Annotated in this window: 26 protein-coding genes; 15 read left to right on the plus strand and 11 right to left on the minus strand. The window is 71.8% G+C overall.

All coding sequences use genetic code 11. The annotated features are described in order from the left end of the window. Positions 1-59: 59 nt before the first annotated feature. Entirely contained in the window at positions 60-599 is a 540-nt protein-coding gene (locus CCN39_RS07870; RefSeq protein WP_086839850.1) for a GNAT family N-acetyltransferase, read from the minus strand. Here CCN39_RS07870 and CCN39_RS07875 point away from each other — a divergent pair. Beyond that, positions 598-1,359: an alpha/beta fold hydrolase gene (locus tag CCN39_RS07875; RefSeq protein WP_086839919.1), complete on the plus strand. Its 762-nt coding sequence runs from the start codon at positions 598-600 to the stop codon at positions 1,357-1,359. The genes CCN39_RS07870 and CCN39_RS07875 overlap by 2 nt on opposite strands. On the opposite strand, the gene CCN39_RS07880 is transcribed toward CCN39_RS07875, so the two are convergent. Beyond that, positions 1,347-2,159, minus strand: a complete 813-nt coding sequence (locus CCN39_RS07880) for a phosphotransferase family protein (protein WP_086839852.1) — start codon at positions 2,157-2,159, stop codon at positions 1,347-1,349. The genes CCN39_RS07875 and CCN39_RS07880 overlap by 13 nt on opposite strands. Before the next feature lie 135 nt (positions 2,160-2,294). Between CCN39_RS07880 and ctaD the strand changes: the two genes are divergently transcribed. The 4 genes from ctaD (at position 2,295) to CCN39_RS07900 (ending at position 6,624) form a co-directional block, all read left to right on the plus strand. Next, positions 2,295-4,082 (plus strand): aa3-type cytochrome oxidase subunit I, encoded by a 1,788-nt coding sequence (ctaD, locus tag CCN39_RS07885; protein ID WP_086839854.1) that lies wholly within the window; start codon positions 2,295-2,297, stop codon positions 4,080-4,082. Between the two features lie 115 nt (positions 4,083-4,197). After that, positions 4,198-5,427, plus strand: a complete 1,230-nt coding sequence (serB, locus tag CCN39_RS07890; RefSeq protein WP_086839856.1) for a phosphoserine phosphatase SerB — start codon at positions 4,198-4,200, stop codon at positions 5,425-5,427. After that, a complete protein-coding gene (locus CCN39_RS07895) occupies positions 5,424-6,203 on the plus strand; it encodes a peptidyl-tRNA hydrolase (RefSeq protein WP_086839858.1) in 780 nt (259 codons plus the stop codon). The genes serB and CCN39_RS07895 overlap by 4 nt, the downstream gene beginning before the upstream one ends. Positions 6,204-6,219: 16 nt before the next feature. Next, positions 6,220-6,624, plus strand: a complete 405-nt coding sequence (locus CCN39_RS07900) for an OsmC family protein (protein WP_086839860.1) — start codon at positions 6,220-6,222, stop codon at positions 6,622-6,624. On the opposite strand, the gene CCN39_RS07905 is transcribed toward CCN39_RS07900, so the two are convergent. From CCN39_RS07905 to CCN39_RS07915, 3 genes are all read right to left on the minus strand, one after another. Next, entirely contained in the window at positions 6,621-6,962 is a 342-nt protein-coding gene (locus tag CCN39_RS07905; RefSeq protein WP_013229471.1) for a hypothetical protein, read from the minus strand. The genes CCN39_RS07900 and CCN39_RS07905 overlap by 4 nt on opposite strands. 58 nt (positions 6,963-7,020) lie before the next feature. Continuing rightward, positions 7,021-9,069 carry an ATP-dependent DNA helicase gene (locus CCN39_RS07910; RefSeq protein WP_086839862.1) on the minus strand — a complete coding sequence of 683 codons (2,049 nt, stop codon included), beginning with the start codon at positions 9,067-9,069 and terminating at the stop codon, positions 7,021-7,023. 105 nt (positions 9,070-9,174) lie between these two features. Next, positions 9,175-9,762 (minus strand): biotin transporter BioY, encoded by a 588-nt coding sequence (locus CCN39_RS07915; RefSeq protein ID WP_086839864.1) that lies wholly within the window; start codon positions 9,760-9,762, stop codon positions 9,175-9,177. Between the two features lie 210 nt (positions 9,763-9,972). Between CCN39_RS07915 and CCN39_RS07920 the strand changes: the two genes are divergently transcribed. Continuing rightward, positions 9,973-10,590 carry a choice-of-anchor P family protein gene (locus CCN39_RS07920; protein ID WP_086839866.1) on the plus strand — a complete coding sequence of 206 codons (618 nt, stop codon included), beginning with the start codon at positions 9,973-9,975 and terminating at the stop codon, positions 10,588-10,590. Position 10,591: 1 nt separating this feature from the next. Here CCN39_RS07920 and CCN39_RS07925 read toward each other — a convergent pair whose 3' ends face one another. The 3 genes from CCN39_RS07925 to CCN39_RS07935 are packed head-to-tail and all read right to left on the minus strand — an operon-like array spanning position 10,592 to position 13,126. Then, positions 10,592-11,236 carry a bifunctional 4-hydroxy-2-oxoglutarate aldolase/2-dehydro-3-deoxy-phosphogluconate aldolase gene (locus tag CCN39_RS07925; protein WP_086839868.1) on the minus strand — a complete coding sequence of 215 codons (645 nt, stop codon included), beginning with the start codon at positions 11,234-11,236 and terminating at the stop codon, positions 10,592-10,594. Beyond that, a complete protein-coding gene (locus tag CCN39_RS07930; RefSeq protein ID WP_086839870.1) occupies positions 11,233-11,811 on the minus strand; it encodes an isochorismatase family protein in 579 nt (192 codons plus the stop codon). The genes CCN39_RS07925 and CCN39_RS07930 overlap by 4 nt, the downstream gene beginning before the upstream one ends. Before the next feature lie 13 nt (positions 11,812-11,824). Then, a complete protein-coding gene (locus CCN39_RS07935; RefSeq protein WP_086839871.1) occupies positions 11,825-13,126 on the minus strand; it encodes a nicotinate phosphoribosyltransferase in 1,302 nt (433 codons plus the stop codon). A 74-nt stretch (positions 13,127-13,200) separates the two neighbouring features. Between CCN39_RS07935 and clpS the strand changes: the two genes are divergently transcribed. From clpS to CCN39_RS07950, 3 genes are read left to right on the plus strand one after another with little or no spacing between them, the layout of a single operon-like run. After that, the gene (gene clpS, locus CCN39_RS07940) at positions 13,201-13,500 is read left to right on the plus strand and encodes an ATP-dependent Clp protease adapter ClpS (protein WP_013229464.1); all 300 of its coding nucleotides are present in this window, start codon (positions 13,201-13,203) and stop codon (positions 13,498-13,500) included. After that, a complete protein-coding gene (locus tag CCN39_RS07945) occupies positions 13,497-14,054 on the plus strand; it encodes a DUF2017 domain-containing protein (protein ID WP_043776746.1) in 558 nt (185 codons plus the stop codon). Before clpS ends, CCN39_RS07945 begins: the two co-directional genes overlap by 4 nt. Then, entirely contained in the window at positions 14,051-15,031 is a 981-nt protein-coding gene (locus CCN39_RS07950; RefSeq protein ID WP_086839873.1) for a P1 family peptidase, read from the plus strand. The genes CCN39_RS07945 and CCN39_RS07950 overlap by 4 nt, the downstream gene beginning before the upstream one ends. Positions 15,032-15,115: 84 nt before the next feature. Here the strand turns inward: CCN39_RS07950 and CCN39_RS07955 are convergent, their stop codons facing one another. Then, complete coding sequence (locus tag CCN39_RS07955; protein ID WP_086839875.1) at positions 15,116-15,460, minus strand: hypothetical protein; 345 nt, start codon at positions 15,458-15,460, stop codon at positions 15,116-15,118. Between the two features lie 117 nt (positions 15,461-15,577). Here CCN39_RS07955 and CCN39_RS07960 point away from each other — a divergent pair, with 117 nt between their 5' ends. From CCN39_RS07960 to CCN39_RS07970, 3 genes are all read left to right on the plus strand, one after another. Next, on the plus strand, positions 15,578-15,985 hold the full coding sequence (locus CCN39_RS07960) for a M67 family metallopeptidase (protein WP_043776741.1): 408 nt from the start codon (positions 15,578-15,580) through the stop codon (positions 15,983-15,985). Between the two features lie 67 nt (positions 15,986-16,052). Next, positions 16,053-16,325: a MoaD/ThiS family protein gene (locus tag CCN39_RS07965; protein WP_020640924.1), complete on the plus strand. Its 273-nt coding sequence runs from the start codon at positions 16,053-16,055 to the stop codon at positions 16,323-16,325. A 3-nt stretch (positions 16,326-16,328) separates the two neighbouring features. Continuing rightward, complete coding sequence (locus CCN39_RS07970) at positions 16,329-17,279, plus strand: PLP-dependent cysteine synthase family protein (RefSeq protein ID WP_086839877.1); 951 nt, start codon at positions 16,329-16,331, stop codon at positions 17,277-17,279. A 1-nt stretch (position 17,280) separates the two neighbouring features. Here the strand turns inward: CCN39_RS07970 and CCN39_RS07975 are convergent, their stop codons facing one another. Beyond that, positions 17,281-18,102, minus strand: a complete 822-nt coding sequence (locus CCN39_RS07975) for an MBL fold metallo-hydrolase (RefSeq protein ID WP_086839879.1) — start codon at positions 18,100-18,102, stop codon at positions 17,281-17,283. A 9-nt stretch (positions 18,103-18,111) separates the two neighbouring features. On the opposite strand from CCN39_RS07975, the gene CCN39_RS07980 reads away from it, so the two are divergent. Further along, positions 18,112-18,828, plus strand: coding sequence for an aspartate/glutamate racemase family protein (locus tag CCN39_RS07980; RefSeq protein WP_086839881.1), 717 nt, complete (start codon positions 18,112-18,114; stop codon positions 18,826-18,828). Here CCN39_RS07980 and CCN39_RS07985 read toward each other — a convergent pair. Next, a complete protein-coding gene (locus CCN39_RS07985; RefSeq protein ID WP_086839883.1) occupies positions 18,786-19,643 on the minus strand; it encodes an arylamine N-acetyltransferase family protein in 858 nt (285 codons plus the stop codon). The two genes, CCN39_RS07980 and CCN39_RS07985, sit on opposite strands and share 43 nt — an antisense overlap. Positions 19,644-19,726: 83 nt before the next feature. On the opposite strand from CCN39_RS07985, the gene CCN39_RS07990 reads away from it, so the two are divergent. Together CCN39_RS07990 and murI are read left to right on the plus strand one after the other, a co-directional pair. Continuing rightward, positions 19,727-20,356: a rhomboid family intramembrane serine protease gene (locus CCN39_RS07990; RefSeq protein ID WP_086839885.1), complete on the plus strand. Its 630-nt coding sequence runs from the start codon at positions 19,727-19,729 to the stop codon at positions 20,354-20,356. Then, positions 20,353-21,159, plus strand: a complete 807-nt coding sequence (gene murI, locus CCN39_RS07995; RefSeq protein WP_086839887.1) for a glutamate racemase — start codon at positions 20,353-20,355, stop codon at positions 21,157-21,159. The genes CCN39_RS07990 and murI overlap by 4 nt, the downstream gene beginning before the upstream one ends. Positions 21,160-21,180 lie beyond the last annotated feature (21 nt).

A 21,180-nucleotide genomic window follows, 5' to 3' on the forward strand; every position in this document is an offset into this window, starting at 1 on the left:
CCGGCGGCCGGCCGCCGGGGGTGGGTTCACTCTGGAGTTGTCAAACATCGGCCGGCGGGTCACCGCCGGTAGTGCCTCGACATCGCGCCCTCGTACTGCTCCTCCGTGTACTCCGTGAAGCCGAGGCGCTCGGCCACCCGCAGCGAGGGCTTGTTCGCGATGCTCACGCTCGCCAGCACCGGCACGGACGGCAGCTCGCGGGCGCACCACTCCAGGACCGCCTGCCCCGCCTCCACCGCGTAGCCCTTGCCCCACGCCGAGGGCCGGAAGCGGTAGCCGAGGTTGAGGACCTTCTCGCCGTGGAACTCGCGCAGCCGGACTCCGCACATGCCGAGGACCTCCGTTCCGTCGCGCTCGAGGACCGCCGGGTAGCCGAAGCCGTGCTCCGACCAGTGCGCCAGCCACTCCGAGAACATCGCCGACGCGCGGGGGACGTCGGGTGGGTCGGGGTGGAAGCGGTTGGTGCGCGGGTCCGTGTGGATGTCGACCATCGCCTGCCTGTCCGCCTCGTGGAGCGGACGCAGCCGGAGCCGGTCGGTTTCGATGTCGGTGAACACATCGCCGAAGCTAGCGAGGGGGTCCGACAAAATGACGCGCATGACCGAACTGCCGCTGGTCCTCCTCCACGCCTTCCCCCTGGATTCCCGCATGTGGAACGCGGTGCGCGAACCTCTCGCTTCACACCTTCGGGTGATCACGCCGGACCAACGCGGGCTCGGCCGCTCGCCGCTGCCGGAGACCGACCGGGAACCGCTTCTCGAGGACGCCGCGCGGGATGTCCTGGCCCTGCTCGACCGGCTGGACCTCGAGCGGGTCGTGCTCGGCGGCTGCTCGATGGGCGGTTACCTCGCCATGGCCGTGCTGCGGCTCGCGCCGGAGCGGGTCGGCGGGCTCGTGCTCATCGACACCAAAGCCACGCCTGACACGCCCGAGGCCGCGCAGACGCGGCTGGACGTCGCCGCCCGCGTCGAGAACGAAGGCATCGACCCCTGGCTCGCCGAGGTCAACCTGCCGAACCTGCTGGCGGAATCGACGCGGGAGCAGCGTCCCGACCTCGTCGAGACGGTCCGGGAGATCATCGGATCGCAGCCGCCCGCCGGGATCGCCTGGACGGCGCTCGCCCTGCGCACCCGGCCCAACTCGCTGGACCTGCTGCGGGACGCGAAGATCCCGGCGCTGGTGATCGTCGGGGAGGAGGACCCGATCACCCCGGTCGCGGCGGCGAGCGAGATGGCCGGGGTCATGGACGGCGCCACGCTCGTCGTGCTGCCGGACGCCGGTCACCTGACCCCGCTCGAAGACCCCGCCGGCGTGGTCGAGGCGATCCTGTCCTGGTACCCGGCCACTCAGGGGAAATAAGCGGCGAGCGCCGAGCGGGCCCCGGGCAGCCGGTGCGGGAACCGGATCGCGATGACGAACTGCCACACAACCGAGTACAGCTCTCGTAACCGCGTACACACGCGAAGCGCCTCTTCGTCCACTTCGCCCGGGTAGGCGGCCAGGAACTCCGGGCCGCCCTGCCGGGCGAGGATCCCCAGATCCCAGGCGAGCGGTCCGAGCCAGGTGTCCTCGAAGTCCAGCCAGCACGGACCGGCGGGAGTGGCGATCAGGTTGCCGGGGTGGGCGTCGCCGTGCAGCGGCTGCACGGCGACCTCCGGCAGCGCCGCGGCGAGGCGGGCCGCCTCCACCCGCAACCGGGGGTCGAAGTCGTGGCGGTCGAAGACGCGGTCGAGGTCGTCCAGCGGGCCGCGCCGGGGCAGTTCGCCCGGGTACTCCCGCAGTGCCGCGTGCACCTCGGCGAGGGAACGCGCGACGACGTCCGGTGCGTACCGGTGGCCCGGGTCGTGCGGGGTGTGGTGCCAGAGCGTGACCGGGAGGCCTTCGGCGAAATGGGGGCCGGCCGGGGGATCCGTGCTGGGTGAGACGACGAGCACACCACGTTCGGTGAGGAACTCCGACACCGCCACGTCCCGCTCCTGCCAGGCCGGACCGGTCCGCGCCAGGCGGGTGGTCGCGGGCACCCTGGCGACCAGCGGACCCAGCTTCACCAGCACGTTCGAGCGCTCGTGGAGCACCTCGGGCTCGTGGCCGGGCAGCCCCAGCCGGGCGGTCACGGCGAGGGCCGCGCGCACCGCCGCGCGGGTGTAGTCGTCGGCCACGCCCCGATCTTGCCAGCCGGTGCGCGCGACTGTCGGTAGCGAGGGCTACGATCCCCCTAAGCCGCCGGATCGGGCCTTCCCGAGCCCCGGTGGCGCGACGATGACCACCACAAGGTTTCAGTGTTGGAGGCAGGAGTGACGGCCGTAGCCCCCAAGCCGATCGCGACGCGCCCGTACCCCGCGCGCGAGTCGGTCAAGGGTTCGTACCTGCTGCGGTTGTTCCGCACGACGGACCACAAGCAGATCGGGATCATGTACCTGGTCACGTCGTTCGCCTTCTTCATGGCGGGCGGCGCGATGGCCATGCTGATCCGCACCGAGCTGGCGCGGCCCGGACAGCAGTTCCTTTCGCAGGAGCAGTACAACCAGCTGTTCACCATGCACGGCACGGTGATGCTGCTGCTGTACGCGACGCCGATCCTCTTCGGTTTCGCGAACTTCGTCCTGCCGCTGCAGATCGGCTCGCCGGACGTCGCCTTCCCGCGGCTGAACGCGTTCTCGTACTGGCTGTACCTCTTCGGCGGCCTGATCGTGATGTCCGGCTTCCTGACCCCGGGTGGCGCCGCCGACTTCGGCTGGTTCGCCTACACCCCGCTGTCGGACGCCATCCACTCGCCGGGCGTCGGCGCCGACCTCTGGATCTCCGGTCTGGTGATCGGTGGTCTGGGCACCATCCTCGGCGCGGTCAACATGATCACCACCGTGGTCTGCCTGCGCGCGCCGGGCATGACGATGTACCGGATGCCGATCTTCACCTGGAACATCCTGGTCACCAGCATCCTGGTCCTGCTCGCCTTCCCGATCCTGACCGCGGCCCTGATGGGCCTGCTGGCGGACCGGCACCTCGGGGCGCACGTGTTCGACCCCGAAAACGGCGGCGTGATCCTCTGGCAGCACCTGTTCTGGTTCTTCGGCCATCCCGAGGTCTACATCGTCGCGCTCCCGTTCTTCGGGATCGTGTCCGAGATCTTCCCGGTGTTCAGCCGCAAGCCGCTGTTCGGCTACAAGAGCCTGGTCTGGGCGACGCTGGCCATCGCGGCGCTGTCGGTCGCGGTGTGGGCGCACCACATGTACGCCACCGGCGCCGTGCTGCTGCCGTTCTTCTCCTTCATGACGTTCCTGATCGCCGTCCCGACCGGCATCAAGTTCTTCAACTGGATCGGCACGATGTGGAAGGGCCAGCTGTCCTTCGAGACGCCGATGATCTTCTCGATGGGCTTCATCGTCACGTTCCTCTTCGGTGGCCTGACCGGCATCCTGCTGGCCGCGCCGGCGATCGACTTCCACGTGTCGGACAGCTACTTCGTCGTCGCGCACTTCCACTACGTGCTCTACGGCACGATCGTGTTCGCCACCTTCGCCGGCATCTACTTCTGGTTCCCGAAGATCACCGGCCGGATGATGGACGAGAAGCTCGGCAAGTGGCACTTCTGGACCACGTTCATCGGCTTCCACGGCACGTTCCTCGTCCAGCACTGGCTGGGTGCCGAGGGCATGCCCCGCCGGTACGCGGACTACCTGACCAGTGACGGCTTCACCACGCTGAACACGATCTCCACGATCGGCGCGTACATCCTCGGTGCCTCGACGCTGCCGTTCATCTGGAACGTCTTCAAGAGCTACCGGTACGGCGAGATCGTCACGGTGGACGACCCGTGGGGCTACGGCAACTCGCTCGAGTGGGCGACCTCCTGCCCGCCGCCGCGGCACAACTTCACCGAGCTGCCCCGGATCCGCTCCGAGCGGCCCGCGTTCGAGCTGCACTACCCGCACATGATCGAGCGCATCCACAAGGAAGGCGAGATCGGTTTCTTCGGGAAGCAGAAGGTCAACAGCCACGCGGCGCCGTCGCAGCTGCTCACCGAAGCGGTGATCCCGGGAGACCACTCCAAGGACAACGCGAGCGAGCAAGGCGACAAGTAGCACCTGATCGAGTGAGCGCGTGCCCGGCTTTTGTGAAGCCGGGCACGCGCTCTACTTATGTCCCGCTCCGGACCGGCAGACTGGCCGTGCAGCGTTGCCGAACGAGGGATGACCAGTGAGCCAGACGCCCGTCCTGATCACGACGACCGGCCCCGACAAGCCGGGTGTCTCGTCCGTGCTGTTCGCCGTGCTGACCCGGCACGACGTCGACGTGCTCGACGTCGAGCAGGTGGTCATCCGCGGACAGCTCGTGCTCGGGGTGCTCGCCGGGGTCTACCGCGACCCGGAGGGGCTGCAGGAGACCGTCGAGCAGGCGATGGCGTCCGTCGGCATGCAGGTCGACGTCAAGATCGGCACGGCGATCGGTGACGACCCGTTCGCGCTCGGCCGCCGCGACTCGACGCACGTCCTGGTGGTGCTGGGCCGCCCGGTGACCGCGCGGGGCTTCTCCGAGGTCGCGCGCCGGCTGGCTTCGCTGGGGGCCAACATCGACGCGATCCGCAGCGTCGCCGACTACCCCGTGACCGGGCTCGAGCTGTACGTCTCGGTCGACGAAGACACCGCCGACGCCGACGCCGCGCTGCGCTCGGAGCTCGCCGACGCCGCCGTCCAGGCCGGGGTCGACATCGCCGTGGAGCGGGCGGGCATCATGCGCCGGGCGAAGCGGCTCGTCGTGTTCGACGTGGACTCGACCCTGATCCAGGGCGAGGTGATCGAGATGCTGGGCGCGCACGCCGGGGTCGAGCCGGAGATCCGCGAGATCACCGAAGCGGCCATGCGCGGCGAGCTGAACTTCACCGAGTCGCTGGAACGGCGGGTCGCGCTGCTGGCCGGCCTGCCGGCGGCGGCGATCGACCAGGTCGCCGCGTCGATCGAGCTGACCCCCGGCGCCCGGACCACGATCCGGACGCTCAAGCGGATGGGCTTCCGCGCCGGCGTCGTCTCGGGCGGTTTCATGCAGGTCATCGAGGGCCTGGTCGATGAGCTCGGGCTCGATTTCGCGGTCGCCAACGAGCTCGAGATCGTGGACGGCAAGCTCACCGGCAAGGTCGTCGGCGACGTCGTCGACCGCGCAGGCAAGGCGAAGGTGCTTCGCCGCTTCGCCGCGGAGTACGACATCCCGCTCGAGCAGTGCGTCGCCGTCGGGGACGGCGCCAACGACATCGACATGCTTTCGGCCGCGGGCATGGGTGTCGCGTTCAACGCGAAGCCCGCGCTGCGCGAGGTGGCCGACACCGCGCTGTCGCACCCGTACCTCGACGCCGTGTTGTTCATGCTCGGCCTCACCCGCGGCGAGGTCGAAGCGGCCGACGCCGCCGACGGGCTCGAGCTGATGCGTCCGTGAGCAGCGTTCTCGACCCCCTGGGCGCCCGCTACGCCTTTTGGCTGGGACTCCCGGCCGAAGACACTTCGGACACCTCCGACGAGCTCCCGGAGGAAGTCCGCGCGATGCCGGTCATCCTCCGCATCGAACGGGCCGAGCCGCCGGGCCGCACGCCGCTGCTGGAGGCGGCGGCCGCGGCGGCCTTGGCGGTGTGCCTCGACGAGCGTGCGCAGCCCGGCGGCGAGTGGGCCGAGCCGGTGCACGCGTGGCTCGACAACCGGATCCGGAAGGTCGCGCGGCGGGCGCGGGGCGCGCACTGGGCGGCCGTCCAGGACCTGCCGGGCATCACCGTCGAGGTCGACGGCGCCGAGGCGCGGGCGCTCGTGCCGGGCCTGGTCACCGAGACCCCCAAGGACGTTGCGCGGCTGCAGATCTCCGGCAGCGAACTGCCGCCGGACGAGCCGGGCCCGCTCCCGGACGGCGTCCCGCTGCTGCTGCTCAACCCGCACGTGCCGATGACCGTCGGCAAGGGCGCCGCCCAGGTCGGCCACGCGACGATGATCCTCGCCGCGCTGCTGGGCGACGCGGAGCGGGCCGCCTGGGCCGACCGGGGGTTCCGGGTCGCCGTGCGCACGGCGAGCCCCGTGCGGTGGAAGGAACTGCACCCGGGCGACGATCCGGAGGGCGCGTGGCGGCGCGACCGCGTCATCGCCGTGCGGGACGCCGGGTTCACCGAGGTCGACCCGGGCACGATCACGGTTCTTGCCCAGTGGGCGCCGGAACAAGCGGCCGGCTGAGCCGGTTGGAGCGGGCATGACACTGGAAGTGGAACGCACGGGCGAGCACGCGTTCGTGGGACGCAACGAGCGGGGCGCGGAGGTGCGGCTGGGCCGCAAGGGCGCCGAAGGGGCGTTTTCGCCCGCCGAGTTGCTGCAGATCGCGGCGGCGGGCTGCAGCGCGGTGACGGCCGAAGAGCTGATCACGCGGCGGATCGGCGAAGACGCGAAGTTCCGGGTCGGCGTCTCGGCCGATCGGCGCGAGGGTGCTTCGGAACTGGATGCCGTCCACGTCGTTTTCGACGTCGACGTGTCCACGTTGGCGGCGGATCAGCGGGAAGCGCTCGCCGGCGCCGTGGACCGCGCGATCGAGCGGCTCTGCACGGTGAGCCGCACGCTCAAGAAGGGGATCCCGGTGACGGAGGAGTTTCCGCAGGCCTAGTTCTGGCCGGATTCCCAGACGACGTAGGCCTGGTCGGCGTCGGTCGTCATGGCCTCGATGAACTTTTCGTTGTCGAAGCCCGGCAGGGCCTGGAGGCGCTCGATGAGCGCGTCGGCCGCCGGGTCGCCGCTCGGGACCGCCGTGCCCTTGCCGTCGGTGCCCACCAGCATGAAGAAGACGTCTTCGTTCCACGGGCCGTCGGGGATGACCCGCACCATCACCGACGACAGGCCGGCCCACGTGACAGCTTCTTCGCTGCCGTCCGCGAGCCGCCGCCGCACGCCGGTGTCGTCGACGCTGACGGTCCGGGACTGGGCGCTGGACGAATCCTGGGTCAACCGGTGCTCCCTTGTTGCTTCGGTGGCTTCACCGTACCGGGCGCGGCTGTGGACCGCGTCACGCGGGCGCGGCTGCGTCCAGCCGGCGCAGCGCCTCCCGCACCACCTTCGGGTCCATCGTGGGCCAGAACGGCGGCAGGGACGCGCGCAGGAAGCCGCCGTAGCGGGCGTTCGCCAGCCGCGAATCCAGCACCGCCACCACCCCGCGGTCGCTCACCGCCCGGTGCAGCCGCCCGGTGCCCTGCGCCAGCAGCAGCGCCGCGTGCGTGGCCGCCACCGTCAGGAACCCGTTGCCGCCGCGGGCTTCCACCGCACGCTGCCGCGCCGAGGACACCGGGTCGTCCGGGCGCGGGAACGGGATCCGGTCGACCACCACGAGCTGCAGCGACGGCCCGGGAACGTCCACGCCCTGCCACAGGCTCAGCGTGCCGAACAGGCACGTGCGGACGTCCTCGGAGAACTTCTGGACCAGCAGGGACGTCGCGTCGTCGCCCTGGCACAGGATCGGGAAGTCCAGCCGCTCGCGCATCTCCTCGGTGGCCTGCTTGGCCGCCCGCATCGACGAGAACAGCCCGAGCGTGCGCCCGCCCGCGGCCTCGATCAGCTCGGCCAGTTCGTCCATTGTGGACGAAGTGAGGCCGTCGCGGCCCGGCGGCGGCAGGTGCTTGGCCAGGTACAGGATGCCGTTGCGCCGGTGGTCGAACGGCGACCCGACGTCGAGGCCGGTCCACTTCGGGCCCGACTCGTCCGACGGCGCTTCCTTCTCCGTTGCCGCGCCGGGCGCCTGCTCCACCCGGGCCGCGCCCGGCGGGAGGCCCCACTGGCGCGCCATCGTGTCGAACGTGCCGCCCAGGGTCAGCGTCGCCGACGTCAGGATCGTCGTGTGCTGGTTGAACACGCGCTCGCGCAGCAGGCCGGCCACGCCCAGCGGCGCCACCTTCAGCGCCGGCGGCCGCGGGTTCGACGAATACTTGTCGCCGGAGAGCCAGACGACGTCGCGCTGGTGCGCCTGGTCCTCGTCGAACGCCTCCAGCAGCCGGACCGCGGTGTCGTGCACCTCGTCGAGCAGCGACCGCGCCAGCTTGCGCGCCGTGGCGCCCTCGACGTCCTCCTTGCGGTCGGAACCCAGCGCCGTGATGCACCGGTGCGCGGCGTCGCGGACCGCCGGGATCGCGCCCTTCAGCGGCCGCGGCAGCTCGTCCATCCGGCCCGCGGGCAGGTCGTCGAGGATCAGGGCCAGCCCATCACCCGCTTCGAGCAGGCCGTCGGCGACGTCGGCGTCGATCAGCTTGCCGCAGCGGCGCGCGGCCGCCGCGCACATCGCGCTGGTCAGCTCGCCGGTGGCGACCGAGGTGACCCGGTCGACCAGGTCGTGGGCCTCGTCGATGATCACCACGTCGTGGTCCGGCAGGACCTGGTAGCCCTGCAGCGCGTCGATCGCCAGCAGCGCGTGGTTGGTGACGATGACGTCGGCGCGGCCGGCCTCGGCCCGGGCCTTCTCGGCGAAGCAGTCCGTGCCGATCGGACAGCGCGAAGCGCCGAGACATTCCTTCGCCGTCACCGAAACCTGGCGCCACGCCTGGTCGGTGACGCCGGGGACGAGCTCGTCGCGGTCGCCGGTTTCGGTGTCGGACGCCCACTCCCGCAGCCGCGTGACCTCCTTGCCCAGCCGGGACACCGCGAACGGGTCGAAGAGCTGGGCGTCCTCCGGCTCGTCCGGCGCGCCGGAATCCAGCCGGTGCAGGCACATGTAGTTGCGGCGGCCCTTGAGGATCGCGAAGGTCGGCTCGCGGCCGAGCGGCTTCTTCAGCGCCTTCGCCAGGCGCGGCAGGTCGCGGTCGACGAGCTGGCGCTGCAGCGCGATCGTCGCCGTGGAGACCACGACCGTCGCTTCCTTCTCGACGGCGTGGCGGATCGCGGGGACGAGGTAGGCCAGTGACTTGCCGGTACCGGTGCCGGCCTGGACGGCCAGGTGCTCACCGGTGCGGATGGCGCGGCCGACGGCGTCGGCCATCTGGACCTGCCCCGGTCGTTCGGCACCGCCCACGGACTCCACCGCGTGGGTGAGGAGTTCGAGGACGCCGGGGAAATCGGTTCGGGCGGGCACAGCGACACACATTAGCCGCCACCACCGACAGAGATCGGTGCTCCGTCGCGAACGGGCCACTCGCGTCGCGGGGGACCTCCCGCGCGGGAGGTCCCCCGGCGAGCGTCAGTCCTGGTGGCGGCCGGAGACCAGCTTCCAGGTCAGCGGCAGCAGGCCGGCGGCCACGACGATCTTGATCGCGTCCCCGACCAGGAACGGCGTGACGCCCTTGGCGAACGCGGTCGACAGGTCGAACCCGGTCGACGCCATCAGCCACGGCACGCCGAACGCGTAGATCACCAGGTTGCCGAGCACCATGGTGCCCGCGGTGCGCACCGGCGTCCGGTCGCCACCGCGGCCGGCGAGCGCGCCGACCAGGGCACCGGCGAAGACGAACCCGACGATGTAGCCGGCGCTCGCGCCGGACAGGCCCGAGGTGCCGTGCTGGAACCAGGGCACACCGACCGCGCCGACCAGCAGGTACACGAGCATCGACGCGGCACCGCGCGACATGCCCAGCGAAGCGCCGACGAGCAGCGCGGCGAACGTCTGGCCGGTCATCGGCACCGGGCTGCCCGGCACCGGGATCGTCAGCTGCGCGGCGGCGCCGGTGAGCACGGCACCGCCGGCGACCAGCGCGATGTCCCGCACGAGCGAGCCGGGCACGAGGTCGGCCAGCACGGGCCGCTTGCCGGCGAAGGACAGCGAAGACACGAAACCTCCCAGGGTGAACAGGCGACGCCTGAGGTTAACGCTCGTTACCGTCCCGTGTGTCCGCCGAGTTGCGTTCCTCACCGGCCACTCGTCCGGGTGGACCCGATCAGGGTGGGCGCCGGACCGGCCGATGACGAAGGGCATAGCTGCGATCCGTCACGGAACCGAGGAGGCCGGAGCATGCGGAACGCCAGGAAGAGGACATATCGGTTGCTGGCCGTGACGACGCTGGCGGTTCCGCTGCTCGGCGCGGCGGCCCCCGTGACGTCCACCGGATGGGCGTCGTCCGGCTCGGTGGACGTGACGATCGACAACGAGCACGTCGTCACCGGTGAACTGGCGAAATGCACCGTCGACGGCCCGTACAAGGGCTGGACGCAGGGGGGTGCCACGGGCGACATCGCCGCGTTCGGGGCCGGTGACACCGGCTGCGGGCGGTCCGGCGAGGTGGCGATCGCGCAGGCGGCCGGGCGCCGCTTCAAGGCGACCGTGCTGAAGCGCTACGGCGGTCCGGAACTCACCGTCCGCACGTTCTCGGCGAAGTGTGCGACGACCGCCACCGGCAGCCTCGGCGAGGTGGCGGTCGGCGCCGTCGAAGGGGTCACCGTGCCGGAGGAGATCCCCCCGAACTACCGGATCGTCATCCCCGGCGGGGCCGCCGGCACCGCGCTGGCGACGGTCGTGCTCAACGAGACGGTGACGCCCCAGCCACCGGACGGCAGCCTGGTGACGCACGCGGTGCACATCAGGCTGTTCCCGCAGGGCGGCCCGGCGAGCGGCGACATCTACCTGGGCACGGCCGCCTGCGACCCGTTCGGGAAGAAGTGACTCAGGCCGTCGCGAACCGCGAAGCGGCGGCGACGAACTCGCCCGCCCGCGTGGCCAGGTCCGGCAGGCTGCCGCCGGAGGTCAGCGCGTCGCCCAGCAGCGGTGTCGCCGCGGCGACCGCGATCGCGCCCGAGCGCAGGTAGCCCTCGACGTCGGCCAGGTGGACGCCGCCGGTCGGCACCAGCGGGACGTCCGGCAGCGGCGCCCGCACCGCGCGCAGGTACGCGATCCCGCCCACGGCCGCGACCGGGAACACCTTCACCGCGGCCGCGCCGAGCCGCCAGGCCTGGTCGATCTCCGTCGGCGTCAGCGCGCCGCAGATCACCGGGGTGTCCAGGGCCGCGGCGCGCTCGAGGACCGCCGGGTTGACCGTCGGCGTGATCAGGTACCCGGCACCGGCGTCGACCGCGATGTCCACATCGGACGGTTCACGGACGCTGCCCGCGCCGATCAGCGCGTCTTCGCCGAGCGCCAGGCGCAGCGCGGTGATGGCCGCGGGTGCGCCCGGCGTCGTCAGCGTCGCTTCGAGCAGGCGGATGCCCGCCGCGTGCAGCACCATCGCCGCGTCGGCGAACCGGGAGGCGTCCGACGCCCGCAGGATCGCGACGAGCCGGTGTTCCGCCAGGGAAGCCTGCAGGTCCTTCACGAGGCCGGCGGCACGGGAGCGGTGCCGGTGTACGCGACGCCCGCCTCGTCGAAGTCCTTCAGCGTGGCGTCGACCGTCGGCTGCGAGCCGCCGACGGTCAGGTCCAGCAGCACCCGCACGCCGAAGCCGGCCTTCTTCGCGTCGAGGGCCGTCGCGCGGACGCAGAAGTCCGTCGCGATGCCGACGACGTCGACGTCGGTCACGTCGTGCTCGCGCAGCCAGGCTTCCAGGGACTTCCCGTCGCGGGCCGCGCCTTCGAAGCCCGAGTACGCGGCGCTGTACTCGCCCTTGGAGAACACCTCGCCGATCGGCACGACGTCGAGCGCGGCGTGGAACGACGCGCCCGCCGTGCCGGCGACGCAGTGCACCGGCCAGCTGTCCTTGAAGTCCGGCGTCTCGCTGAAGTGGGCACCGGGGTCGATGTGGTTGTCCCGGGTGGCCACGACGTGGCTGTACCCGCCTTCGGCGGCCTGCTTCGAGATGGCGGCGGCCGCGGCGGCCCCGCCCGGCAGGCCGAGCGAACCCCCTTCGCAGAAGTCGTTCTGCACGTCCACCACGATCAGCGCGGTCCCCATGGTCGAACTCCGTTCAGAGAAACAGTGTCGGGATAGCGGGCTCGCCGTGCGAGAGCTTGAGGCCCTCCCACGGCAGGCTGACCAGGCCGCGGCGCAGCCGCTGCCTCGCGTCGTCGAGCGTAGGCAGGTCCGGCTCCGGGCGGCCAGCGCGGATCAGCGGGATCTGCAGCGGCCGGTCGTTCGCTTCCGGTTCCGGCGCGCTCGCACCGGAGGCCCAGACGACCTCCTCGACCGCCGTGCCGGTGCCGCGGTGGCGCCGCAGGGCGGACTTGCGGCCGCCGCGGGACTCCTTGTGCGCGCTGCGCTTGGCGACCGGCTTGCCGTCCACCTCGACCAGCTTGTAGACCATGCCGGCGGTCGGCGCGCCGGACCCGGTGACCACCGAGGTGCCGACGCCGTACGCGTCCACCGGCTCCGCGCGCAGCGCCGCGATGGCGTGCTCGTCCAGGTCGCCGGACACGACGATCCGGGTGTCCTTCGCGCCCAGGGAGTCCAGCTGCTCGCGGGCGCGGCGGGCGAGCGGGCCGACGTCACCGGAGTCGATCCGGATCGCGCCGAGCTCGGGTCCGGCGACGCGGACCGCCGTCTCGATGCCCGCGGTGATGTCGTAGGTGTCGACCAGCAGCGTCGTGTCCGCGCCCATCTTGTCCACCTGGGCGCGGAAGGCCGCTTCCTCGCTGTCGTGCAGCAGCATGAAGGCGTGCGCGACGGTGCCGCGCGTCGGGATGCCGTAGCGGCGCCCGGCTTCCAGGTTGGACGTCGTCGCGAAACCGGCCAGGTAGGCGGCGCGCGCGGCCGCGACCGCGGCGTACTCGTGCGTGCGGCGGCCGCCCATTTCGATGATCGGACGGCCGTGCGCGGCGCCGGACATCCGGGCCGCGGCGGACGCGATGGCGCTGTCGTGGTTGAGGATCGACAGCACCAGCGTCTCCAGCAGCACGCATTCGCCGAACGAACCGGTGACGGTGAGGATCGGCGAGCCGGGGAAGTACAGCTCACCCTCGGGGTAGCCGTCGATGTCACCGGAGAACTCGTAGTCGGCCAGCCAGGCGAGCGTCGCGTCGTCGACGACCGCGGTGGCCTCCAGCTGCGCCAGTTCGGCGTCGGTGAAGCGGAAGTCCGCGATCGCGTCGAGGACCCGCGCGGTGCCCGCGACGACGCCGTAGCGCCGCCCGTCCGGCAGCCGCCTGGCGAAAACTTCGAACACGCACGGCCGCGCGTGCGTCCCGTCGGCGAGCGCGCTGCCCAGCATGGTCAGCTCGTAGTGGTCGGTGAGCAGCGCAGTGCTGGCCGTGACCGGCTCCGGTGAACCCATGGGGTAAGCCTATTCACCCACATGGCCGGACCTGGCGCGGCGTACCCCGTGCCCCCCGTGACACCATGGGGTGCATGTCCACGCCTGTCGCATCCGAACAGACGCAGGTCGAACCGGCCGGTGCGGAAGTCGCCGAGTCGGACACCCCCTGGCGGACCGTGGTCTGGAACGACCCGGTCAACCTCATGTCGTACGTGACCTACGTCTTCCAGAAGCTGTTCGGCTACAGCCGCGACCACGCCACCAAGCTGATGCTGGACGTGCACCAGAAGGGCAAGGCGATCGTGTCGTCCGGCAGCAAGGAAAAGGTGGAGACGGACGTGGCGAAGCTCCACGCGGCGGGCCTCTGGGCCACCATGGAGCAGCCCTCGTGAACGGTTGGCGGCGCAAGGGCGCGGTGATCCACGCGGGCTTCGAGCAGCAGGAAGCGGCCGTGCTGCGCGGGCTGGTCAGCCAGCTCGAGGACATGCTCACCGCGCGCGCCGAAGAGGCGCCCCAGGACGAGCTCGCGGAGCTCACCGGCATCCGGACCGGACCCACCGAGTCCCCGGACGACCCGGTGCTCTCGCGGCTGCTCCCGGACTTCCACAAGCTCGACCCGGACAACCCGTCCCGCGAGGACATCGACTCGGTCGCGGCGATGCGCTCGCTGCACGAGCCGGAGCTGCTCGACATCAAGGTCGGCGTGGCCAAGATCGTGCTCGACACGCTGCCCCGCGACGGCGGCCACGTCCGGCTGACCGAGGAGCAGGCCGACGCCTGGCTGGGCGCGCTCAACGACGTCCGGCTGGCGCTCGGTACCGCGCTCGACGTCACCGAGGACATGCCCGACGAGCTGCCCGAAGACGACCCGCGTGCGCCGCACCTCGGCGTCTACCACTGGCTGACGTGGGTGCAGGAGACGCTGATCCAGGCGCTGACCGGATGATCACCGACGTGCCGGGTGTCCTGGTCGGGCACCACGAGCGGGTCGGCGACGGCTGGGCCACCGGGACGACGGTGGTGCTGGTGCCCGAGGGCGCGGTCGGCGCGGTCGACCAGCGCGGCGGCGCGCCCGGCACGCGGGAGACGAACCTGCTGGAGCCGGAGAACCTGGTGCAGCGGGTCAACGCGGTGTGCCTTTCGGGCGGCTCGGCGTACGGCCTCGCCGCGGCCGACGGCGTGATGCGGTGGCTTTCCGAGCGCAACCTGGGCTTCCCGGTGGGCGCGCAGCCCCACGAGGTCGTGCCGATCGTGCCCGCGGCGGTGCTGTTCGACCTGCCCCGCAGCGAGTGGGGCAACCGGCCCGACGCGTCTTTCGGCTACGCAGCGTGCGAAGCGGCTTCGGCTTCCTTCGCGCAGGGGACGGTCGGAGCGGGCGCCGGCGCGGCTGTCGGATCGCTGAAGGGCGGGATCGGGTCGGCGAGCGAAGTCGTCGGCGAGTTCACGGTCGGGGCGCTGGCGGCGGTGAACGCGGTCGGCGAGGCGGTGGACCTGACGACGGGCCGCGCGTACGCGGCCGACCACGGCGACTTCGGCGTGACGTGGCCTTCGCGGCCCGCCGACCTGCCTTCGCGCCGGACGGACCTGAACACGACGATCGGCGTCGTCGCGGTCGACGCGGCCCTGTCGAAGGCCGAGGCGCGGCGGATCGCGGTCGCGGCGCAGGACGGGCTGGCGCGCGCGGTGCGCCCGGCGCACACGATGTTCGACGGCGACACGGTGTTCGCGCTGGCCACGGGCGCGCACGAGCTGCCGGGCGCGAGCGGCCCGTTCGGTGCGGCGGCCCGGCCCGTGGCGTTGGACGCGCTGTGCTCGGCGGCGGCGCGGGTGTTCGCACGGGCGATGGTGCACGGGCTCCTGGCGGCGACCACGGCCGGCGGGGTGCCTGCCTACCGGGACGTCTGGCCGGAGGCGTTCGCGTAACGCCCGGGCCGGCGGAGGACTTCGTCGCCGCCCTGCAGGTCCGCGGCCTGCACGCGACCCCGGCGCCGTGACCGATTTCGCGGCTCAGGCGCCCGGGTAGGGGTCCTCGGGCAGGGCGTCGCCGCTGATCTCCAGGTTCGCCGCGCGTACGGCGCTCACGTACTCCTCGTCGATCTCCATGTCGATCCCGCCGACGGACAGGATCGGCCCCAGCGACGGGTGGATCTCCAGCGGGCCCAGCTCGGTGTCGCGCGGCAGGCGCTCCCAGATCTGCTTCGGGCGGTTCAAGGTCCACCGGCTGCAGGCCAGCAGCGTCACGTGCCGGTCGGTCACCATGATCAGGAAGCCCACCCGCAGGCGCATGCGGTTCACGTACAGCGACATCCCGGGGATCACGTACTGGATCCGCTCGTCCGTGCCGAGGTACATCCGGCACCGATCGCGTACTTTCGACGACAGCGGCACGCCGCCAGTGTCCCAAGAACCGCTGGTGAGCGGTATATCTCATCATCTGGACCCGCTTTGTCCACCACCTAAGATATCGGTGTGCTCAGGATCCGCCGTGAACTCGTCGACGAGATCGTCGCCCACGCCCGTCGTGACCACCCCGACGAGGCGTGCGGGGTGATCGCCGGGCCCGAAGGCTCGGATTCCCCCGAGCGGTTCATCCCGATGCTGAACGCGGCCCGGTCGCCGACGTTCTACGAGTTCGACTCCGGTGACCTGCTGAAGCTCTACCGCGAGATGGCCGCGAACGACGAGGTGCCGGTGGTCATCTACCACTCGCACACCGCCACCGAGGCCTACCCGTCGCGGACCGACGCGAACATCGCGGCCGAGCCGGACGCGCACTACGTGCTCGTCTCCACCCGGGACCCCGAGGTGCACGAATTCCGGTCGTACCGGATCGTGGACGCCGAGATCACCGAAGAGCCCGTCGAGATCGTCGACTGACCCGATCGGAATAAACCGCCGCGCCACCGGCGTCTGCGTGTAAGAACCCACCGGAGGTAAAGAACCCATGGCCGTGACCGTCTCCATCCCGACGATCCTGCGCACCCACACCGGCGGCGAGAAGTCCGTCGAGGCGAAGGGCGCGACCGTGCTCGAGATCATCGACGACGTCGAGTCCCGGCACGCCGGCATCAAGGCGCGCCTGGTCAAGGAGGAGAAGCTGCACCGCTTCATCAACGTCTACGTCAACGACGAGGACGTGCGCTTCTCGGGTGGCCTCGAGGCCGAGGTCAAGGACGGCGACACCCTGACCATCCTCCCCGCCGTGGCCGGTGGCTGATCGATGGCTCGCTTCGAGTCCCTGCTCGACGCGCTCGGCGGCACCCCGCTGGTCGGGCTGCCCCGGCTCTCCCCGACGCACGATGTGCGCCTGTGGGCGAAGCTGGAGGACCGCAACCCGACCGGCTCGATCAAGGACCGGCCCGCGCTGGCGATGATCGAAGCCGCCGAGCGTGAAGGCAAGCTGCGGCGCGGCTCCACGATCCTGGAGCCGACGTCGGGCAACACCGGGATCTCGCTGGCCATGGCCGCCAAGCTCAAGGGCTACGGGCTGGTCTGCGTGATGCCGGAGAACACCTCCACCGAGCGCAAACAGCTGCTGCAGGCCTACGGCGCGCGGATCGTGTTCTCCCCGGCCGCGGGCGGCTCGAACGAGGCCGTCCGGCGGGCGAAGGAGCTCGCGGAGGCCAACCCGGACTGGGTGATGCTCTACCAGTACGGCAACCCGGCCAACGCCGACGCGCACTACCGCGGCACGGGCCCGGAGCTGCTCAAGGACCTGCCGACGCTGACGCACTTCGTCGGCGGCCTCGGCACGACCGGGACGCTGGTGGGGGTCGGCCGCTACCTGCACGAGGCCAAGCCGGACGTCCAGATCATCGCGGCCGAGCCGCGCTACGGCGAGCTGGTGTACGGCCTGCGCAACCTCGACGAGGGGTTCGTGCCGGAGCTGTACGACGCTTCGGTGCTCAACGGCCGCTTCTCCGTGGGGGCGTACGACGCGTTGCGGCGCACCCGGGAGCTCCTGGAGCACGAAGGCATCTTCGCGGGCATCTCGACGGGTGCGGTGCTGCACGCGGCGCTGGCGGTGGCCGAGAAGGCCGCGGCCCGCGGTGAGCAGGCGGACGTCGCGTTCGTCGTCGCGGACGCCGGGTGGAAGTACCTGTCCACGGGCGCTTACGCGGGGTCGCTCGACGAGGCGGCCGAGCGGCTCGACGGGCAGCTCTGGGCCTGAGCTACTCGAGCCGCCACAGCTCGGGCAGGGCGAGGTCGACGCCGTCGGCCAGCCGCTCGAAGGTGGCCATGGTGGCGCCCAGGTCGTCGAACGCCTTCGGCAGCCGCTTGAGCGGCTTGCTCAGCGGCCGCCAGAACGCGTCCCAGTGGATCGGCCGGACGGTCCGCGCGCCGACGGCTCCGGCGGTCTCGCGCCAGTACCGTTCCCGCCACTGCTCGGTCCGCTTTCCCGCCTGCCCGACACCGAGGTAGACGACGTCGGCCCGGAAGCCGGCGAGCGCGCCGGGCACGAAGTTCGCCGACGCGTGGACCAGGACGCTGCCCGCCGGGTGGGCGATGTGGAACGAGTAGCAGCGGCCGGTCCGGAACGCTTTGGTCCTGGCCGGCAGCCGGACCGGCTCGGTGATCTCGCCGGGCACCCGGTCGCCCTCGCTGTGCCGGGCGTCGACCGGGGTCACGGTGAACGCGCCGAACCCGGCCGGCCGGCCCGGCACCAGCTCCTCGAACGGCTCGCCGGCCAGCCCGTAGCCCTCCTGGATCCGGCGCGTCGACGCCGACCCGGCCAGCGTGGCGCCGGTCAGCTGCGCGACGACCGGTGCGTCCATGGCGTGGTCGAGGTGGGAATGCGCGACCAGGACGGCGTCCAGCGCCGTGACCCCGAGGCGCCGCAGGGCCTCCTCGATCCGGCGGCGGTCCGGCGCCACGCGCGTCGCCATCTTCAGCGGGGACGGCCGTGAGAAGAAGCCGTCGACCAGTACAGCCGAAGCACCGTCGGTGACCAGGACGGTCGACACCCCGGCGAACGCCGTGCGCGGTTCGGGCATGCTGGGAGTATGAAGGTCATCGGGCTGCTGGGCGGGATGAGCTGGGAATCCTCGATCGAGTACTACCGGCTGGTCAACGAGCGGGTGAAGGCCGTGCTCGGCGGGTTCCACTCCGCGCACACCGTCCTCTACTCCGTCGACTTCGCTGCGATCGAAGGCATGCAGGCCGAGGGACGCTGGGACGACGCCGGTGCGGAGCTGAACCGGGCCGCCAAGGCCCTCGAAGCGGCCGGGGCCGACTTCGTCGTGCTCTGCACCAACACCATGCACAAGGTCGCCGCACAGCTGGAAGACGGCCTCGGCATCCCGCTGCTGCACCTCGGCGACGCCACCGCCGCGGCCGTCAAGGCCGCCGGCGCCCGCCGCGTCGGGCTGCTCGGGACCGGCTTCACCATGGGGCAGCCCTTCTACCGCGACCGCCTCGCCGCGCACGGGCTCGACGTGCTCGTGCCCAGCGCCGAAGACCGCGACCTGGTGCACCGGATCATCTACGACGAGCTGGTGCTCGGCGTCGTCGAAGACACCTCGAGAGAGGCCTACCGCGGCGTGATCGCGCGGCTCGTCGAAGCCGGTGCCGAGGGCGTCATCTACGGCTGCACCGAGATCGAGCTGCTCGTCAGCCCGGAGGACAGCCCGGTGCCGACGTTCCCCACGACCCGCCTGCACGCCGAGGCGGCGGTGGACTACGCGCTGGGCACCACCTCGCTGCCCCTGCCGCCGACGTGAGCCTCGTGCTGCGCCACGCACTGCCGCCACAGGCGCTCGCGCTCCTCCGCCGTGAACAGTGCCGCCGGGATGCCGAACACGTCACCCGCGGCCGCCCACCAGTCGCCCGGTGAGCCGATCAGCTCCTTGGCGCCGTGCCGGTCCAAGGTGAGCGCGCGCAGGCTGTCCACCCCCGTCGCGTCCCGCCGTTGCACCACGCAGACCCGCACGAACCCGGACTCGGGTGCCGTGGACAGCCAGGCGTGCTTCTCCGCGAAGTCCGCCAGCTCCGCGACGCCGGGCGCGAAGTCCATGCCGGTGAAGCTGCCCGAGGGGTCGTGCTCGAACCGCCAGCCGCCAGGCGCCACCTCCGACGGCCGCAACCGGTAGGTGTGCGGGCCCTGCACGTAGGTGCCTTCCCGGAGGGGGAGCGGCTCGTGCGGGCCGTCCCCGAGCCCCGCGTCGGCCAGCCAGGCCGTCTCCGGGGCGTCCGGCAGCCCGGTGACGGACAGCGCCAGGTGGTTCCGGTCGACGTTCGGCGCGTCCGCACTGCCCTGCACCCCGCCCAGGTGCCGGGTGACCTGGTAGCCGAGCGCCGCCAGCAACGCCGAGAACGCCCCGTTCAGGTGGTAGCAGTACCCGCCGCGGCCGCGCAGGATCCGCGCCAGCGACACGGACGGCTCGAGCGGGGTCGGCCGCCCGAGCTGCACCTCCAGCGCCTCGTACGGCACGCGTTCGACGTGCGCCGCGTGCAGCCGCCGCAGCGCACCCAGACCCGGCGGCTCGGGATCGAGGCCGAGCCGCGCGAGATAACCGGTGACGTCCATGCCCGACAAGCTAGCCGGGACCACCGACAAAACCGGGGGATCAGGGATTTCACCCGAGGTGAAGGGGCGGTGGCCGGACGTAGCCTCGAAGTGTGAGCACCTTGCACCCCGCCCCGGAAACCGACGCCGCCAAGCGCGTGCTGCCGCCGAAACCGCTGGCGGCCGCGATCGTCGCGCTGTCGTTCACCCTGCTCCTGTACCTGGTCGAGCTGGTCGACGTGATCCTCCCCGGCGACCTCGACCAGGGCGGCATCCACGCGCGGTCGCTGTCCGGGCTGGACGGCGTGCTGTTCGCCCCGGTCCTGCACGCCGGCTGGTCGCACCTGTTCGCGAACACCGTCCCGGTGCTGCTGTTCTCCTTCCTCGCGATGGCGGCAGGCATCGGCCGGTTCGCGCTGGTCACGGCCATCATCTGGGTGGTTTCCGGGCTCGGCGTGTGGCTGATCGGACCCGCGGACGGCGTCACCGTCGGCGCGTCCGGCCTGGCCTTCGGCTGGCTCGCCTACCTGCTGGTCCGCGGGCTGTTCAACCGCGCGGCCGGGCAGATCGTGGTCGCCGTCGTCCTGCTCGGCGTGTGGAGCGGCATGCTGGCCGGGCTGCTGCCGGGCAACCCCGGCGTCTCCTGGCAGGGCCACCTCTTCGGCGCGCTGGCCGGCGTCCTCGCGGCCTGGCTGACCACCCGGCGGTCCGGCAAGACGGCCCCGGGTAACCTCGAAGTGTGACGTCTCCGCCCGCTGATGCCCCGATCGGCGTGTTCGATTCCGGCGTCGGCGGGCTGACGGTCGCGAGGGCGATCCTGGAGCAGCTGCCCGCCGAGCAGCTCCGCTACGTCGGCGACACGGCGCACAACCCGTACGGCCCGCTCCCGATCGCCACCGCCCGCAGCTACGCCCTCGCGGCGCTCGACGAGCTGGTCGAGAGCGGCGTCAAGGCGCTGGTGATCGCCTGCAACACGGCGTCCGCGGCCTGCCTGCGCGACGCCCGCGAGCGCTACGACGTCCCGGTGATCGAGGTCGTCCTGCCCGCCGCCCGCCGTGCCGTCGTGGCGACGCACACCGGCCGCGTCGGCGTGATCGGCACCGAGGGCACCGTGCGGTCGCGGGCCTACGAAGACGCCTTCGCCGCGGCGCCGGACATCACGCTCACCAGCGTCGCCTGCCCGCGGTTCGTCGACTTCGTCGAGCGCGGCATCACGACCGGGCGCCAGGTGCTCGGGCTGGCCCAGGGCTACCTCCAGCCGCTGCTCGACGCCCAGGTCGACACGCTCGTGCTCGGCTGCACGCACTACCCGCTGCTGCAGGGCGTGCTGCAGATCGTGATGGGCCAGGAAGTGACGCTGGTTTCGAGCGCCGACGAGACGGCGAAGGACCTCGTCCGCGTGCTCACCGAGCGGGACCTGCTGACCGCGCGGGAGACCCCGCCGCGGCACGAGTTCGTCGCCACCGGCTCGGCCGAGCCGTTCACCCGGCTCGCCCAGCGGTTCATGGGGTTCGCCCCGGGTGTCCTGGCTCCCACCACCGCGTGATCGCGGCGGTGGACGCTTAGG

Origin of the sequence: Amycolatopsis kentuckyensis (genome assembly GCF_002155975.1) — a bacterium.
GTDB classification, from domain to species: domain Bacteria; phylum Actinomycetota; class Actinomycetes; order Mycobacteriales; family Pseudonocardiaceae; genus Amycolatopsis; species Amycolatopsis kentuckyensis.